The 15,543-nt window shown below is 52.4% G+C and carries 12 protein-coding genes; 9 read left to right on the top strand and 3 right to left on the bottom strand.

The genetic code is table 11. From position 1 onward, the window contains the following. Positions 1 to 49: 49 nt before the first annotated feature. Together R6U67_RS13305 and hypD are read right to left on the bottom strand one after the other, a co-directional pair. Entirely contained in the window at positions 50 to 2,770 is a 2,721-nt protein-coding gene (locus R6U67_RS13305) for a cation-translocating P-type ATPase (RefSeq protein WP_410252996.1), read from the bottom strand. 59 nt (positions 2,771 to 2,829) lie between these two features. Next, entirely contained in the window at positions 2,830 to 3,927 is a 1,098-nt protein-coding gene (gene hypD, locus R6U67_RS13300; protein WP_410252997.1) for a hydrogenase formation protein HypD, read from the bottom strand. A gap of 147 nt (positions 3,928 to 4,074) precedes the next feature. On the opposite strand from hypD, the gene R6U67_RS13295 reads away from it, so the two are divergent. Continuing rightward, positions 4,075 to 5,175 carry an AAA family ATPase gene (locus R6U67_RS13295; RefSeq protein WP_170190212.1) on the top strand — a complete coding sequence of 367 codons (1,101 nt, stop codon included), beginning with the start codon at positions 4,075 to 4,077 and terminating at the stop codon, positions 5,173 to 5,175. Beyond that, positions 5,175 to 5,861 (top strand): DUF4276 family protein, encoded by a 687-nt coding sequence (locus R6U67_RS13290; protein ID WP_410252995.1) that lies wholly within the window; start codon positions 5,175 to 5,177, stop codon positions 5,859 to 5,861. The genes R6U67_RS13295 and R6U67_RS13290 overlap by 1 nt, the downstream gene beginning before the upstream one ends. Before the next feature lie 131 nt (positions 5,862 to 5,992). On the opposite strand, the gene R6U67_RS13285 is transcribed toward R6U67_RS13290, so the two are convergent. After that, positions 5,993 to 6,133 (bottom strand): hypothetical protein, encoded by a 141-nt coding sequence (locus R6U67_RS13285; protein WP_410252994.1) that lies wholly within the window; start codon positions 6,131 to 6,133, stop codon positions 5,993 to 5,995. 33 nt (positions 6,134 to 6,166) lie between these two features. Between R6U67_RS13285 and hypA the strand changes: the two genes are divergently transcribed. The 7 genes from hypA to R6U67_RS13250 all read left to right on the top strand — a co-directional run bounded on the left by hypA (position 6,167) and on the right by R6U67_RS13250 (position 15,498). After that, positions 6,167 to 6,508, top strand: coding sequence for a hydrogenase maturation nickel metallochaperone HypA (hypA, locus tag R6U67_RS13280; protein ID WP_410252993.1), 342 nt, complete (start codon positions 6,167 to 6,169; stop codon positions 6,506 to 6,508). Between the two features lie 2 nt (positions 6,509 to 6,510). Continuing rightward, positions 6,511 to 7,317 (top strand): hydrogenase nickel incorporation protein HypB, encoded by an 807-nt coding sequence (gene hypB, locus R6U67_RS13275; RefSeq protein WP_410252992.1) that lies wholly within the window; start codon positions 6,511 to 6,513, stop codon positions 7,315 to 7,317. Between the two features lie 22 nt (positions 7,318 to 7,339). Beyond that, positions 7,340 to 7,678, top strand: a complete 339-nt coding sequence (locus R6U67_RS13270) for a hypothetical protein (RefSeq protein ID WP_410252991.1) — start codon at positions 7,340 to 7,342, stop codon at positions 7,676 to 7,678. Position 7,679: 1 nt separating this feature from the next. Continuing rightward, positions 7,680 to 9,983, top strand: coding sequence for a carbamoyltransferase HypF (hypF, locus tag R6U67_RS13265; RefSeq protein ID WP_410252990.1), 2,304 nt, complete (start codon positions 7,680 to 7,682; stop codon positions 9,981 to 9,983). 261 nt (positions 9,984 to 10,244) lie between these two features. Beyond that, positions 10,245 to 10,478 carry a HypC/HybG/HupF family hydrogenase formation chaperone gene (locus tag R6U67_RS13260; RefSeq protein WP_410252989.1) on the top strand — a complete coding sequence of 78 codons (234 nt, stop codon included), beginning with the start codon at positions 10,245 to 10,247 and terminating at the stop codon, positions 10,476 to 10,478. 384 nt (positions 10,479 to 10,862) lie between these two features. Beyond that, entirely contained in the window at positions 10,863 to 14,414 is a 3,552-nt protein-coding gene (gene nifJ / locus R6U67_RS13255; RefSeq protein ID WP_410252988.1) for a pyruvate:ferredoxin (flavodoxin) oxidoreductase, read from the top strand. Positions 14,415 to 14,481: 67 nt separating this feature from the next. Further along, positions 14,482 to 15,498, top strand: a complete 1,017-nt coding sequence (locus R6U67_RS13250; protein ID WP_410252987.1) for a dihydroorotate dehydrogenase-like protein — start codon at positions 14,482 to 14,484, stop codon at positions 15,496 to 15,498. Positions 15,499 to 15,543: the final 45 nt, after the last annotated feature.

Here is a 15,543-nt window from a genome sequence, read left to right as displayed (position 1 = left end):
ACGTGAGAGGGGCGACAACCCGTCAACTCCGGTCAGAGTCTAACCTTTGCTAGCGTTTTAATTTACGTTGAACCGACGAACTCTTGAGCGTGAGAATCATTTGACCGATCGCCACGGGGACAAGACTACTACCGATAATCAAGCCCCACTCAAAGGCGGTAGGACGAACGATTTTTAATACCTCAGCAATCGGCGGGATGTAAACCGCCAGCAGTAATAACGCCGTACAAATAGCCAGGGCAACCCAAACATAGGGGTTTTGGGTGATTTCGTTGCGGATTAAGGGAGAGTTGCGATCGCGCATATTCCAGACGTGCCACAATCGGGCAAAAGCCAAACTCAGAAATGAGATGGTCACCGACGTTTTTTGACTGAGTTGCAGGGGATTTAAGCACAGCCAAAACACAGCCAATAGGCTCAGGCCGATGACGAGACCATATCCGCCAATATCCCACCACTGAGGGCGAGCGAGAATCGGTTCTTGACTGTCACGGGGAGGCTGGTGCATCAGTTGCGGGTGGCCCGGACCTACCCCTAACGCTAACGCTGGAAAGACATCGTTGACAGCGTTAATAAAGAGAATTTGCAGGGGAAGCAACGGTAGCGGTGCGTTCAGCAATGAGGCAACACCCACCGCAATAATTTCCCCCATATTCCCTGAAAGCAGATAAATCGTAAAGGTACGAATATTGCCGAAAATGGCGCGACCTTGACCGATCGCCGCGATAATGGTCGAGAACGCATCGTCCTGTAAGACCATATCCGCCGCCTCGCAAGCGACCTGAGTGCCGCGTTTGCCCATCGCCACACCAATATCGGCTTTCTTCAGAGCCGGGGCGTCGTTTACTCCGTCTCCCGTCATCGCCACAACGTCGCGGTTTTCCTGGTGTAAGGCGATGAGATTGAGTTTTTGTTCCGGGCTGACTCGGGCAAAGATGGGAATTTGGCGCAGGCGATCGCGCTCGCTGTCGCTGAGGTCTGCCAGGGGTTTGAGAGATTCTCCGGGTTCGGCCACTGTTTCAGACTCAGTCGTCAAGCCGACAGCCAGACCTACATGACGAGCGGTGATGGGTTGATCGCCGGTGACCATAATGGCGCGAATTCCCGCATCGTGGCAGGCTTTAAGGGCTTTTTTCGCCGCCTCACGGGGGGGATCGAGTAGGCCGATCGCTCCAATCAGCGTTAAATTCTCATAGGCTTTCGTTTCAGCATCGCCCACCATTTTTTGAGCGATCGCGAGAATTCGCAAGCCGTTCTCGGCCATCTCCCGAAAGCGATCGTCCCACTCTTGGCGACGAGAGTCATCCATTGCAGCAATTCCATCATCCGTCAACACCCCGGTCACAATCGGTAAAACCGATTCTGGCGCACCTTTGACAGCAACTCGCACCCCATCATCAGTCTCGTGGTACGTCGCCATCATCTTCGTCTTGCTATCGAAGGCCACTTCTCGAATTTCGGGCTGAGACGTTAGTAAGTCGTCACGGCGTACGTCGGCTTTCGCCCCGGCCACCAACAACGCCACTTCCATCGGGTCGCCAACTACAGTATTTTCGTCATTATCAGCGCGATCGGGTAAGACGGCGTTGTTGCACAATACCCCGACTTCCAGGGCGGCTTGAAGGGCCTGGCGATCGCCGGGATTCACCGGTTCGTCATCGCAGCTAAACTGACCGTCCGTTGACAAGCCTTCACCACTGATGCGGACGGTTCCCATATCCAAAGCCAACTCGCGCACCGTCATGCGATTTTCAGTCAGCGTTCCCGTTTTATCGGTACAGATGATACTGGTCGCGCCCAAGGTTTCCACAGCAGACAGCTTGTTAATCAGAGCGTTGCGTTGGGCCATACGCCACATTCCCCGGGCTAGGGCTACGGTGGCGACAATGGGAAGTCCCTCGGGGACCGTGGCCACCGCCAGGGCGATGGCCGTTTCAATGGTGACGAATAAGTCTCTCCCCCCAATGATGCCGGCCGCAGCGATGAAGGCGCAAATCACCAGGGTTAACCAAATGAGACTGCGACCTAATTTATCGAGGCGTTTTTCGAGGGGGGTGACCTCTTCTTGGGCTGAGGCGGTGAGTTCGGAAATATGCCCTAACTCAGTACGGGTTCCGGTGGCGACGACGACCCCTTCCCCAGACCCTCGCGTGAGGGCGGTTCCTTTAAACAAAATGTTTTTACGCTCGGCGATGGAGCATTCTTCCTCAAGGGCTTCGCTGTTTTTGCTGACGGGAAGGGATTCACCGGTGAGAGTGGACTCGTCCACTTGCATCTTCGAGGCTTCGAGAACTCGCAAGTCGGCGGACACCACATCGCCGCCTTCGAGAAGTACGATATCCCCGGGAACGAGTTCTTCGGCGGAAATTTCCTGGACGTCTCCATTGCGTCGCACCTTGGCCCGCGTTTGACTCAGTTGTTTAAGGGATTCCATGGACTGAACCGCTTGGCGTTCGGTGAAAAAGCCAATGGCGGCATTGAGTAGAATCGCAATCAGAATGGCAATGCCCTCGATCCATTCTTGAAAGATAAACGAGACGATCGCCGCCACGCCGAGTAAGCCCACGATGGGACTTTTAAATTGATCGATGAGAATCGCCCAACTACTGCGAGTCTTGGCTTCTTGGAGGCGGTTATAGCCAAATTGTGCCTGTCGCTCGCGTACGGCTGATGACGTTAAACCGCGATCGCGCTCCACACCTAGAGCGGATAATACGTCGTCGCCGTCGCGCAAGCTCGCTGTGGGAGCGTCGATATCTACTTGTTTCATCGTCGTTTTGCGAAGGGGGGATTTTCCATGACTGACATCAAAGGCTGGGAAGGGGTCATCTAAGCCGCATCCCCCCGCCAACGATAATAGGCCGCACAGGCCCCTTCCGACGACACCATGGGCGCACCCAGGGGATGGTCTGGGGTGCAACGAGTGCCGAACGCAGGACAGTCATGGGGTTTGTGGAACCCTTGCAGAATCTCGCCGCTGATGCACTCGGTTTCTGTTGCATCTGGGGAGATATCACTGGAAAACCCGAAACGGCGATCGCCATCAAATTGGCGATACTCCTCCCGTAACCCGAAACCACTGGCGGGAATTTCCCCTAAGCCACGCCAGTGACGGGGAATCACCTCAAAGACTTCTTGAATCAGCCTTTGGGCGGTGGGGTTGCCCTCCCGTTGCACTGAGCGGCTATATTGGTTTTCAACTTGGGCAACTCCCGTTTCCAATTGCTTGAGACAGAGATAAATCCCCTGCAAGACATCCACCGGTTCAAATCCAGTGACGACGATGGGGACGTGATAGGTCTCAACTAAGGGGTCATATTGGGTATAGCCCATGACCGTGCAAACATGACCAGCGGCCAGAAATCCCTGAACCAGACAGTTAGGTGAACTCAAAATCGCCTCCATGGCGGGAGGGACGAGAACATGGGAGACTAACAGGGAGAAATTGTCAAGCTGTTGTTGTTTGGCTTGGTAAACGGCCATGGCGGTGGCGGGGGCGGTGGTTTCAAAGCCGACAGCGAAGAAGACCACCTGTTTCTGGGGATTGTCGCGGGCGATCGCCAACGCATCGAGAGGGGAGTAGACGGTTCGCACATCGCCGCCGGTGGCTTTGACGGCCAGGAGATCGCGATCGCTCCCCGGAACCCGTAACATATCCCCAAAGGAACAGAGAATCACATCCTGGCGACTGGCTAAATCCAGGGCTTTATCGATGCGTTCGATGGGAGTGACACAGACGGGACAACCCGGACCATGAACCAGGGTAACCTCATCGGGAAGCAGGCGATCAATACCATATTTGACGATCGCATGGGTTTGTCCGCCACAAATCTCCATAATCGTCCAAGGTTGCGTCACGAGGTCTGCGATCGCCTCCCTGTATTGCTGCGATAAACTTGCATCCCGGTATTCACTGACAAACTTAATCATATTGGCACGTCCAGACTTAGCTAACTCTTATGTTAGACTACAAAAAGTTCTTTGACGGTTCGATTTTGCAATAATCTCAGTTCCTTTGGCTTTTAAGTTAGGGTTTAGGCAAAAAACATAACAAAAGTAAAATAAGGGTGAAGTATGGATAAATTGCGACGGCTAAGGCTCGATGGATTTAAATCCATTAAACACTTAGACCTTGAACTGAGTCCTCTTAATATTTTAATTGGCGCCAATGGATCTGGCAAGAGTAATCTCATTTCATTTTTTAAGATGCTCAATGAAATGATGGCCGGGCGTTTACAACAACATATTGGTATTTCCGGACGTGCCACCTCTCTGCTACACTTTGGAGCCAAAATAACTCCCCAAATGCAAGCTCATCTTGAGTTTGAGGTTGAGCGTGGTGTAAATCGGTATCAAATCCAGTTATGTCATGCGTCAGGTGATACCTTAATATTTGCTGAAGAACGCTTAAGTTTCCTCGAATCTGGTTCTAGCCAAGCCAAAGTGGATGACCTAGGTTCCGGTCACCAAGAAACTAAAATTCACCAAGCAGCAGAGGACGGAAAACTAACAGCAAAAGCCATTCGCTACTTACTAAACCGCTGTCGTGTTTACCACTTTCATGATACCTCAACCACTGCTGATGTTCGACAGTCTTGTTACATTGGAGATAACCGATGGCTAATGCCCGATGCTGGGAATTTAGCAGCGATGCTTCACCGATTCCGCGAAGAAGAGGGGGTGTATTATCGTCGTATTGTTGAAACAGTTCGTCTGATTGCACCCTTTTTTGAGGATTTTGTCCTCGAACCTGATGCTTCAAGTCGCCTCATGCTTAACTGGCAAAGTAAAGACTCAGATCGTCCCTTTGGTCCCCACCAGTTTTCTGATGGAACGTTGCGGTCAATTTGCTTAATTACTTTGTTATTACAGCCGGAATCTGAATTGCCTAAATTGATAATTGTCGATGAGCCAGAATTAGGACTGCATCCCTATGCACTCAGGATTATTGCAGATTTATTCAGCAGTGTCTCACTGCATACTCAGGTGATAATTAGCACCCAATCCAGTTCATTTTTAGACTATTTTGAACCTGAGAATATTATCACAGCGGATTTAACTGAAAAAGCCTCCCAGTTTCGCAGACTCAATTTACAGGAACTAGAACCCTGGCTAGAGGATTATAGCTTGGGGGAAGTGTGGCAAAAAAATGTCATCGCTGGAGGACCTCATTGATGATTCGACTCTATTTATTTGCTGAAGGTCAAACTGAACAGACATTTGCCAGTAATTTAATGACACCCCATTTAGCAAATTATGGAGTTTATTTAAACAAGCCTGTCTTGATTTCTCACGGAAGAAAGAAAGGTGAAATACATCGCGGCGGCGGGCAAAACTATGCCGCCATGAAACAAGATATTCTACGGTTTCTGAAGCAGGAAAAATCCAGGGATGTTTATTTTACAACCATGCTTGATTTGTATGCACTCCCCCCTGAGTTTCCAGGGTTCATGGCTGCACAAACATACCGAAATACGCCCTATGACCAAGTTGCGTTTTTAGAGAAGTCTTTCGCCGAGGATATTGGTGATGATAGATTTTTGCCCCATCTCCAGCTTTACGAGTATGAAGCGTATCTATTTTGTGAGCCAAACCACTTTTTAAGTATCGAACCTGGGGGAACTAAAGGAGTAGAGACGTTGCAGACTATTGCCGGCCAATATGAGAGTCCTGAATTGATTAATGATGCCCCTCAAACAGCACCCAGTAAACGTATTATTGCTGAATTTCCAAAATACAAGAAAGCTAAGTCGGTTTGGGGTCCACTGGTGGCACAACACATCGGCTTACCTGTCATTAGACAACAGTGTCCTCACTTTAACAAATGGCTGTCAAGTTTGGAATTATTAGGACAGGTTTAAGAAGCTAATAGTGAAGTAATTAGGAGGGTTCTATGGCGTTACCAGAGCGGTGTCTATGGGGTGATTTTTGGAAACTTAACGAGGTTAACCTAACATCAACAAGAATGTGACAAAAGGATAAATTTTATAAACTAGGGTTTAAGTTTCTGGAGAATCTGTCTATAGTAAAGGGTAAGCCTGTCAATCTGGGGCGATCGCAGTTCCTGCACGCTTCGCGATCGCAGTTCCTGCACGCTTCGCGATTGCAGTTCCTGCACGCTTCGCGAGCGCACCTCCCGGATTGCCAAATCACCCGAGTCACCCCAATGCACGAAGTCAGTATCATGGCACAAACCCTAGAAATCGCCCTAAATGAGGCGAATCGACAGGGTGCGCGTCAGATTCATCGCTTAACCGTCCGCGTCGGAAGCCTCTCAGGAGTCGTTCCCGATGCCCTTCGTTTCGCCTTTGATGTTGTCGCCCAAGATACCATTGCTGAACAAGCAAAATTTGAAATTGAACCCGTGGCGGCTCGTTGTTACTGTCAAGCCTGTAAACAAGACTTTTATCCCGAGGATATTATTTTCGTCTGTCCCCATTGTGGAACCCTAAGTTCCCAGGTTCTCAACGGGAAAGAACTCGAAGTGTCATCGTTGGAGATCTCTTAATCATGTGTCAAGATTGCGGTTGTTCCGTTACCCCAGCTAATATTCGCATGACCTCAGAAAATCAGTCTCATCACGACCATTCCCACGACCATTCCCATCACGACCATTCTCACGGTCATTCCCATCACGACCATTCCCACCAACAGATTAACCTCCACCAAGCGATTCTCTCAAAAAACGATCGCCTAGCCGAACGAAATCGCGGTTTTTTTGCAGCCAAAAACCTCTTTGTTCTCAATATCCTCTCCTCACCGGGTTCTGGGAAAACCGCACTCCTGGAACGAACCTTAATGGAGTTGAGCGATTGCATTCCCGCCGCCGTCATCGTGGGAGACTTAGAAACCGACAACGACGCGCAACGACTGCGACGCAGTGGACAACAGGCGATTCAAATTATGACCGAAAGCCTCTGTCACCTCGAAGCTGAAGCCATCGCCGAAGCCACCCAAAAACTGGATTTAACCGATATTCAACTGCTGATTATCGAGAATGTGGGAAATTTAGTTTGTCCCGCCGCCTATGATTTAGGAGAAACCCAACGGGTGGTTCTCTTATCAACAACAGAAGGAGAAGATAAACCCCTAAAATATCCCACGGTGTTTAAATCTGCCGATGTGATTGTTTTGAATAAAATCGATATTGCTGAAGTGGTAGGATTTGACCGCGATCGCGCCCTGGAGAATATCCGCAAAATTGCCCCCCAAGCCCAAATCCTGGAAGTTTCCGCCCGGACTGGGGAAGGAATGGCACAATGGTATGAGTATTTACAACACCAGGTTCAGCCTCAGCCTGAACTCGCCGTTCACTAAACTGTCGTCAATCGAGAAAAGAATGTTTCAGAAATTTTTGGGGATGGTTCTGCTCATTTTAGGAACCTATCTTCTCGGCAAAAACATCGTCATCACAACGAGTTATATTCGTCCCGTTTGGGGAGATGCGTTAACGGTCATTGCTTTAGTTTCCTTGATGGTTGGGGTCGTCTCTCTGTTGTTCTTTTATTCAACCGTCGGAGGAGTCGGTTGGATCTTTATTGGGATTGGTTTAGTATCCTTTTTGTTTGTCGGACGGCTAATCATACGACCGACAACCATTTGGTACTTTCTGTTCTCCTTCGCCTCCCTAACCGCTGGCTTAAAACTTCTAACCACCGGAAGACGAATTCGTTTTTAACATGACACGCGAGTTAGAGACAACGATTCGGGGCGATCGCCTCCACCTAGACATTCAAGGAATTGTCCAAGGCGTGGGGTTTCGCCCCTTCGTGTATCAACTGGCCACCGCCCTAAACATAGCGGGCTGGGTCACCAATACCGCTGACGGAGTTGTGATCGAAATTGAGGGCGATCGCCCCCAACTCGAACAATTCTGTCAGCGTCTCCTCGCTGAACTCCCTCCCCACGCCCAAATCCATCGCCTCCATCGCCAAGAGATCCCCCCCCAGGGCCAAACAGACTTCCTCATTCAGGCCTCCGAATCCCATCCCCAACGCAAAACCGCCCTAATTCTCCCGGATCTCGCCACCTGTTCCCACTGCATCGAAGAACTGTTTAACCCCAACAATCGCCGCTACCGCTATCCCTTCATCAACTGCACCCACTGCGGCCCCCGATATAGCATTATCGAGACCCTTCCCTACGATCGCCCCCTCACCACCATGGCGGGGTTCCCCCTTTGCAACGACTGTCAGCAAGAATACGACAATCCCGGCGATCGCCGCTTCCACGCCCAACCCAACGCCTGCGAGGTCTGTGGCCCCCAATTAACGTTTCATCCCGCCACCAACCTCCCTCCCCTAGACGCCGCCCAAACCCTGCTACGTCAGGGACAAATCCTGGCCCTGAAAGGCTTAGGCGGGGTTCAACTCCTCGTCAACGCCCAAGACGAGGTGGCGGTTCAACGGCTACGTCAACGGAAACATCGCCCTAGTAAACCCTTTGCGGTGATGTATCCCCATCTCGATGTCGTTCGTCAAGACTGTTCTCTCAGCGACAGCGAAGCCGAACTCTTGCAATCCCCCGCCGCCCCCATCGTCTTATTGCGTCAACTCTTACAGCATCAACAACAGCCTCGCCTCGCCCCTTCCGTCGCCCCCAACAATCCCGATTTAGGGGTCATGCTTCCCTACACGCCCCTACATCATCTTCTCTTGCGAGAGTTCGCCGCCCCCCTCATCGCCACCAGTGGGAATCTCTCCGGGGAACCGATTTGTATTGACAATCAGGAAACCCTGCAACGCCTGGGGAACATCGCCGACGGCTTTTTGCTGCATAACCGCCCCATCGCCCGCCCAGTGGATGACTCGGTGGTACGGGTAATGGCTAAGACTCCCGTGATCTTGCGACGGGCTAGGGGATACGCCCCCAGAACTCTCTCGCTTCCTGGATTATCTCAATCGGTGTTAGCGGTGGGAGGCTATTTTAAGAATACGGTGGCGATCGCCTTCGATGAGAAGGTGTTTGTCAGTCAACATATTGGCGATTTAGACAATCCCGCCAGCCGCCAGGCCTTTGACTATACCCTGGCCAAACTCTCTAGTATCTATGACTTTGAACCTGAGGTGATTGTCTGTGATAGCCATCCTGATTATCCCTCGACTCAGTTCGCCCAACACCTGGCCCAAGACAAACAATGTTCCTTAATCCGGGTTCAACATCATCAGGCCCATATCCTCTCGGTGATGGCGGAACATGGATTACAGGCCCCGGTGTTGGGAATTGCTTGGGATGGAACTGGCTATGGGATGGATGGAACGATTTGGGGGGGGGAATTGTTGCAGATTGACACCTCGCCCCAGGGATTTCAGCGGTTAGCCCATTGTCGCAGTTTTCCTCTCCTGGGGGGCGATCGCGCAGCCAAGGAACCGCGACGGGCGGCGTTGGGGCTATTGTGGGAAGCTTTCGGAGAAGAGATGTTTCAAAATCCCGCCTTAACCTCGCTTCCGCCGCTTCGGGCTTTTTCGCCTTCGGAGTTGAACCTGGTTCAGACGGCGTTACGTCGTGGGCTGAATACGCCCCGTAGTAGTAGTGTGGGGCGGTTGTTTGATGCGATCGCCTCCCTGTTAGGGCTTCAGCAGCGTCTGAGTTTTGAAGGGGAAGCGGCCATGGCCTTGGAATTTGCCGCTAGAACCGTGAACACTGGCGAAGTTTACCCAATTTCCCTCTCTGGGGGAGTTTGGGATTGGCAAGAGATGCTGTTGGGCATTTTGGGCGATCGCACCTCAGGAGAATCTATCCCCTATATCGCCGCCAAGTTTCACAATAGTCTCATCGAGGCGATCGCCCAGATGCTGCAAACCTATCATCATCCCTCCCTTCCCGTCGTGTTAACGGGGGGTTGCTTCGGGAATCAGCGTCTCCTGGAGGGGGCGATCGCCCGGCTGCAACAGATGGGCATCCAACCCTACATCAACCAACAGTTCCCAGCCAACGACGGCGGACTCAGCCTCGGGCAAATCTATCGACTCTGCCAATCTTGAGCGAATCCTAGGGATTTTAGTGAGCTTGAAACGACCCTGATTATACCATAAAACCTCTTGTTTGTCACGGTTTTGTCTTGCAAAAGTTACCCGATGTCGAAAAAACTGGGGCGATCGTAAAAAGTTTTTAAATCCTGACCCTCTTGGCTTGAAATACCCCTACCATAGCCCATAAGACTGTAGCGAGGAGGCCGTCCCGAACCGCAAACCCCGCCTCATGCTTGTTACAATTCTTGTCATTCTTTCGCATTTATACAAATTATGTGTTTAGCCGTCCCCGGACAAGTCTTAGAAATTGAGGGAACCGACCCTCTGAACAAAAGTGGAAAAGTCAGTTTCGGCGGCGTCGTCAAAACCGTGAGCCTCGCCTATGTCCCCGAGGTTGAGATCGGGGATTACGTCGTCGTTCATGTCGGATTTGCCCTAAGCAAAGTCGATGAAGCCGCAGCACAACAAACCCTAGCTGATTTACAACAGATTGCAAAATTGGGTTAATAAACGTAAATACCTCTCGCAATCTCCCCAGAAGTATCCCATACTAAGTCAAGGAGAATCAATCGAAACTCAACCATTTTTCGGGGAAAAATTTATTCAACTTAAATTTCGATTAACCCTCCATTAACCTTGTCCATTAAAACAACATCCTAATTGTTTGAAGGGTGTCTTCTGTTGTCAAGAAAACGGGTTACAGCCCCGGCCATGCAACAGATCCCATCGACCCCTGACATTCTCCAACCGTGCAATCGCGAAGCGTGCAGGAACTGCAATCGCGAAGCGTGCAGGAACTGCAATCGCGAAGCGTGCAGGAACTGCAATCGCTCCCTAAACCCAAGATCCGCACCCACTCCCCCGAACCGCCGCTCACCAAGGACTAAGAGCATGAACACTAGCACCTACGCCACCCTCGACGGAAACGAAGCCGTTGCCCGGGTTGCCTACAAACTCAACGAAGTCATCGCCATCTACCCCATCACCCCCGCCTCCCCCATGGGCGAATGGGCCGATGCTTGGATGTCAGACGGGCAACCCAACCTTTGGGGAACCGTCCCCTCCGTCATCGAAATGCAGAGCGAAGGAGGGGCGGCCGGGGCCGTGCATGGGTCCCTACAAACCGGGTCACTCACCACCACCTTCACCGCCTCCCAAGGGTTGCTGTTGATGATCCCCAACCTCTACAAAATTGCCGGGGAACTCACCAGCGCCGTCCTCCATGTAGCTGCCCGTTCCGTCGCCGCCCAGGCCCTGTCCATCTTCGGCGACCATAGCGATGTCATGGCCGCCCGAGGAACCGGCTTCGCCCTCCTCTGTTCCGCCTCCGTCCAAGAAGCCCAAGATCTAGCCCTGGTCGCCCATACCGCCAGCCTCGAATCGCGGGTTCCCTTCATCCACTTCTTCGACGGCTTCCGCACCTCCCACGAAATCCAAAAAATCGAAACCCTCGACGAGTCCATCATTCGCGATCTCATCGATGACGACTGGGTCTATGCCCATCGTAGCCGGGGACTGACCCCCGATCGCCCCGTCTTACGAGGCACCGCCCAGAACCCCGATGTCTTCTTCCAAGCCCGAGAAAGCGTCAACCCCTTCTACAACGCCTGTCCCGACATGGTACAGCGGGCCATGGACCAACTGGCGCAACATACCGGTCGCCAGTACCAAATCTACGAATACCACGGCGCACCCGATGCCGATCGCGTCGTCGTCCTCATGGGGTCCGGCTGTGAAACCGCCCAAGAAACCGTAGACTACCTCAGCGCCCAAGGGGAAAAGGTTGGAGTCCTGAAAGTGCGCCTCTATCGCCCCTGGGACATCGACAAACTTCTCGCCGCCTTCCCCAACACCGTCGAGAAAATCGCCGTCCTCGATCGCACCAAAGAACCCGGCGCCAGCGGCGAACCCCTCTATCTCGATATTGTCTCCGCCTTCAGCGAAGCCTGGGAAGGCACAATGCCCAAAATCGTCGGCGGACGCTATGGCTTGTCGTCCAAAGAATTCAACCCCGCCATGGTGAAAGGCGTCTTCGACAACCTCAGCCAAGACAAACCCAAAAACCACTTCACCATCGGCATTCACGACGACCTCACCCAAACCTCCCTTCCCTACGACGAATCCTTTAGCACCGAACCCGATGAGGTCTCTCGTTCCGTATTTTACGGCTTAGGCTCCGATGGAACCGTCGGCGCCAACAAAAACTCCATCAAAATCATCGGTTCCGCCACCGACAACTACGCCCAGGGCTACTTCGTCTATGACTCCAAAAAATCCGGGGCCGTCACCGTCTCCCACCTGCGCTTTGGTCCCCGGGCCATTCGCTCCACCTACCTGATTAACCAAGCTAACTTCGTCGGCTGTCACCAATGGACGTTCCTCGAAAAACTCAACGTCCTCAAAGCCGCCGCCCCAGGCGCCACCTTCCTCCTCAATAGTCCCTATAGTCCCGACGAGGTGTGGGATCGGCTTCCCCTAGAGATTCAAGAGCAGATTGTCCGTAAAAACCTCAAATTCTACGTCATCAACGCCCTACAAGTGGCACGGGACAATGGTATGGGGGGACGCATCAATACCGTGATGCAAACCTGCTTCTTTGCCCTGTCAGGGGTCTTACCTCGGGAAGAGGCCATCAGCGAAATCAAAAAAGCCATTGAGAAAACCTATGGCAAAAAAGGACAAGCTATTGTCCAGATGAACCTGAACGCCGTCGATGCGACGCTGGACCATCTCTATGAAGTGAATGTGCGCGAAGCGACTTCCACCGTCCGCATGAGTCCGACGATTCCCGATACCGCACCGGAGTTTGTCCGTACCATCGAGGGCAAAATGTTGGCTCGTGAAGGAGATGACCTCCCCGTGAGCGCCCTCCCCTGTGATGGAACCTATCCCACAGGAACCGCGAAATGGGAAAAACGCAATGTTGCCCAAGAAATCCCCGTTTGGGACCCTGATGTCTGCGTGCAATGTGGCAAATGCGTCATGGTTTGCCCTCATGGGGTGATTCGCGGCAAAGCCTACGACGAGGGGCAATTGGGGAATGCACCCGAGAGCTTCAAGTTCACCGATATTCGTGACAAAGACCCCAATTTCGCCGGCAGCAAGTTTACGATTCAGGTGGCTCCCGAAGACTGTACCGGTTGCGGCATTTGTGTCGATGTCTGTCCAGCGAAAAACAAATCGATGCCCTCCAAGAAAGCCATTAATATGGAGGCGCAACCGCCGCTACGGGAACAGGAACGGGAAAACTGGGACTTCTTTATGAATCTCCCCAATCCCGATCGCCGCAACCTGCATCTCGATCGCATCCGTCAGCAACAATGGCAAGAACCGCTGTTTGAGTTCTCCGGGGCCTGTGCCGGTTGTGGGGAAACCCCCTATCTGAAACTGGTGTCGCAACTGTTCGGCGATCGCACCGTCATCGCCAACGCCACCGGCTGTTCCTCCATCTACGGCGGCAACCTCCCCACCACCCCCTGGGCTCACAACGCCGAGGGACGGGGGCCAGCTTGGTCCAACAGTCTCTTTGAAGACAACGCCGAGTTTGGCTTAGGCTTCCGTATGTCCCTCAACAAACATATGGGATTTGCCCAAGAGTTGCTGCAAAAACTCTCCGGGGAACTGGGGGACACTGTAGTCCAACAGATTCTTGACAATCCCCAGAAATCCGAAGCCGACATCTGGGAACAACGGGAAGCCGTGGCGGGTTTGAAACAACAGCTTGACTCCCTCAGCAGCCCTGACGCGAAACAACTGCGTAGCCTCGCCGATTACTTGGTGAAAAAAGATGTCTGGATTATCGGTGGGGATGGTTGGGCCTATGACATCGGCTTTGGCGGCTTAGATCACGTCATCGCCAGTGGTCAAAATGTCAACATCCTGGTCATGGATACGGAGGTGTATTCCAACACCGGCGGACAGTCGTCTAAAGCGACTCCTCGCGGTGCGGTGGCTAAGTTTGCCGCTGGTGGGAAACCGGCACCGAAGAAAGACTTGGGCTTAATTGCCATGACCTACGGCAATGTCTATGTGGCCTCCGTGGCCATGGGGGCGCGGGATGAACATACCCTGAAGGCCTTTATCGAAGCGGAGGCCTATGAGGGGCCGTCCTTGATTATTGCCTACAGCCATTGCATCGCTCATGGCATTAACATGACCACCGCCATGACTCATCAGAAAGCGTTGGTTGAAAGTGGTCGCTGGTTGCTGTATCGCTATAACCCTGAGTTGAAAGAGATGGGTCAGAATCCCTTGCAAGTGGATTCGCGATCGCCCAAGAAAGGGGTGGAAACCTCCATGTACGCGGAAAACCGCTTCAAGATGCTCACCAAAACCAAACCCAAAGACGCGAAGCGGTTGCTGAAAGAAGCCCAAGGCGATGTGGATACTCGTTGGGCCATGTATGAATACCTGGCCAATCGTCCCCTCACCAACGACGAATAGACCTTCAGAACCGTCGGGGGAGCCACCCCATTAGCTCCCCCAGTCCCCCTAGTTTGACGCGAATATCATGGAACTCACCACACAGTATCTCGGACTCAGCCTCAAATCTCCCCTGGTTCCCTCAGCGGCGGCTCCTTTAACAGAAGACATCGATAATGTCAAGCGTTTAGAGGATGCTGGAGCGGCGGCGATCGTGCTACACTCCCTGTTTGAAGAACAACTGCTCAAAGAGAAATTCGAGTTACACCACCACCTCGAATATGGAACCGAGAGTTTCGCCGAAGCCCTGACCTATTTCCCCGAAGCCGAAGAGTATCACGTCGGTCCCCAACTGTACCTCGACCATATCCGCGACGCTAAAGCCAGCGTTGACATTCCCATCATCGCCAGTTTGAACGGTTTTTCCCCCGGCGGTTGGGTCGAATATGCCCAACAGATGCAAGACGCCGGGGCGGATGCCTTGGAGTTGAACATCTACTATGTTCCCACGGACATGAACATGACCGGGGCTGAGGTGGAAGAGAACTATCTCAACATCTTGCGGGATGTCAAAGGGGAGGTTAACATCCCCGTGGCGGTGAAGTTGAGTCCCTTTTTCAGCAACATGGCCAATATGGCCAAACGGCTATCGGACGCCGGGGCGGATGGACTGGTGTTGTTTAACCGCTTCTACCAGCCAGACATTGATTTAGAGGAGTTGGAAGTTTCGCCCCATGTCCTCTTGAGTACCCCCCAGGACCAGCGATTACCCATGCGTTGGATTGCCCTGTTGTATGGTCAAGTTGAGACGGATTTTGCAGCCACCGGCGGCATTCAACATGGCACCGATGCCATCAAGTTACTTATGGCCGGGGCGAAGGTGACGCAAGTTTGTTCGGCGTTACTCCGTCATGGGATTCCCCATCTCCGGAACCTTGAACATCAGATGTTGCATTGGATGGAAGAGCATGAGTATGAGTCGGTGCAACAGATGCAGGGTAGTATGAGTCAGCGCCATTGTCCTGATAAGTCTGCCTATGAACGGGCGCAATACATGAAGGCGGTTTCCTCCTATCAGTATGAACCGGAACGGGTGATGTCCTAATCCCTCCCAAGAGGGGAAAAACCCACCCCCAACCCCTCCCAAGAG

The sequence above is a fragment of the Sodalinema sp. genome, assembly GCF_046483825.1.
GTDB lineage: Bacteria > Cyanobacteriota > Cyanobacteriia > Cyanobacteriales > Geitlerinemataceae > Sodalinema.
This window is presented reverse-complemented; position numbering and strand designations above follow the sequence as displayed.

Excerpts from the sequence above, each read along its gene's own strand:
- R6U67_RS13305 (WP_410252996.1), bottom strand. The coding sequence starts at position 2,770 with ATGAAACAAGTAGATATCGACGCTCCCACAGCGAGCTTGCGCGACGGC.
- R6U67_RS13295 (WP_170190212.1), top strand. The coding sequence starts at position 4,075 with ATGGATAAATTGCGACGGCTAAGGCTCGATGGATTTAAATCCATTAAA.
- R6U67_RS13290 (WP_410252995.1), top strand. The coding sequence starts at position 5,175 with ATGATTCGACTCTATTTATTTGCTGAAGGTCAAACTGAACAGACATTT.
- hypA (WP_410252993.1), top strand. The coding sequence starts at position 6,167 with ATGCACGAAGTCAGTATCATGGCACAAACCCTAGAAATCGCCCTAAAT.
- hypB (WP_410252992.1), top strand. The coding sequence starts at position 6,511 with ATGTGTCAAGATTGCGGTTGTTCCGTTACCCCAGCTAATATTCGCATG.
- R6U67_RS13270 (WP_410252991.1), top strand. The coding sequence starts at position 7,340 with ATGTTTCAGAAATTTTTGGGGATGGTTCTGCTCATTTTAGGAACCTAT.
- hypF (WP_410252990.1), top strand. The coding sequence starts at position 7,680 with ATGACACGCGAGTTAGAGACAACGATTCGGGGCGATCGCCTCCACCTA.
- R6U67_RS13260 (WP_410252989.1), top strand. The coding sequence starts at position 10,245 with ATGTGTTTAGCCGTCCCCGGACAAGTCTTAGAAATTGAGGGAACCGAC.
- nifJ (WP_410252988.1), top strand. The coding sequence starts at position 10,863 with ATGAACACTAGCACCTACGCCACCCTCGACGGAAACGAAGCCGTTGCC.
- R6U67_RS13250 (WP_410252987.1), top strand. The coding sequence starts at position 14,482 with ATGGAACTCACCACACAGTATCTCGGACTCAGCCTCAAATCTCCCCTG.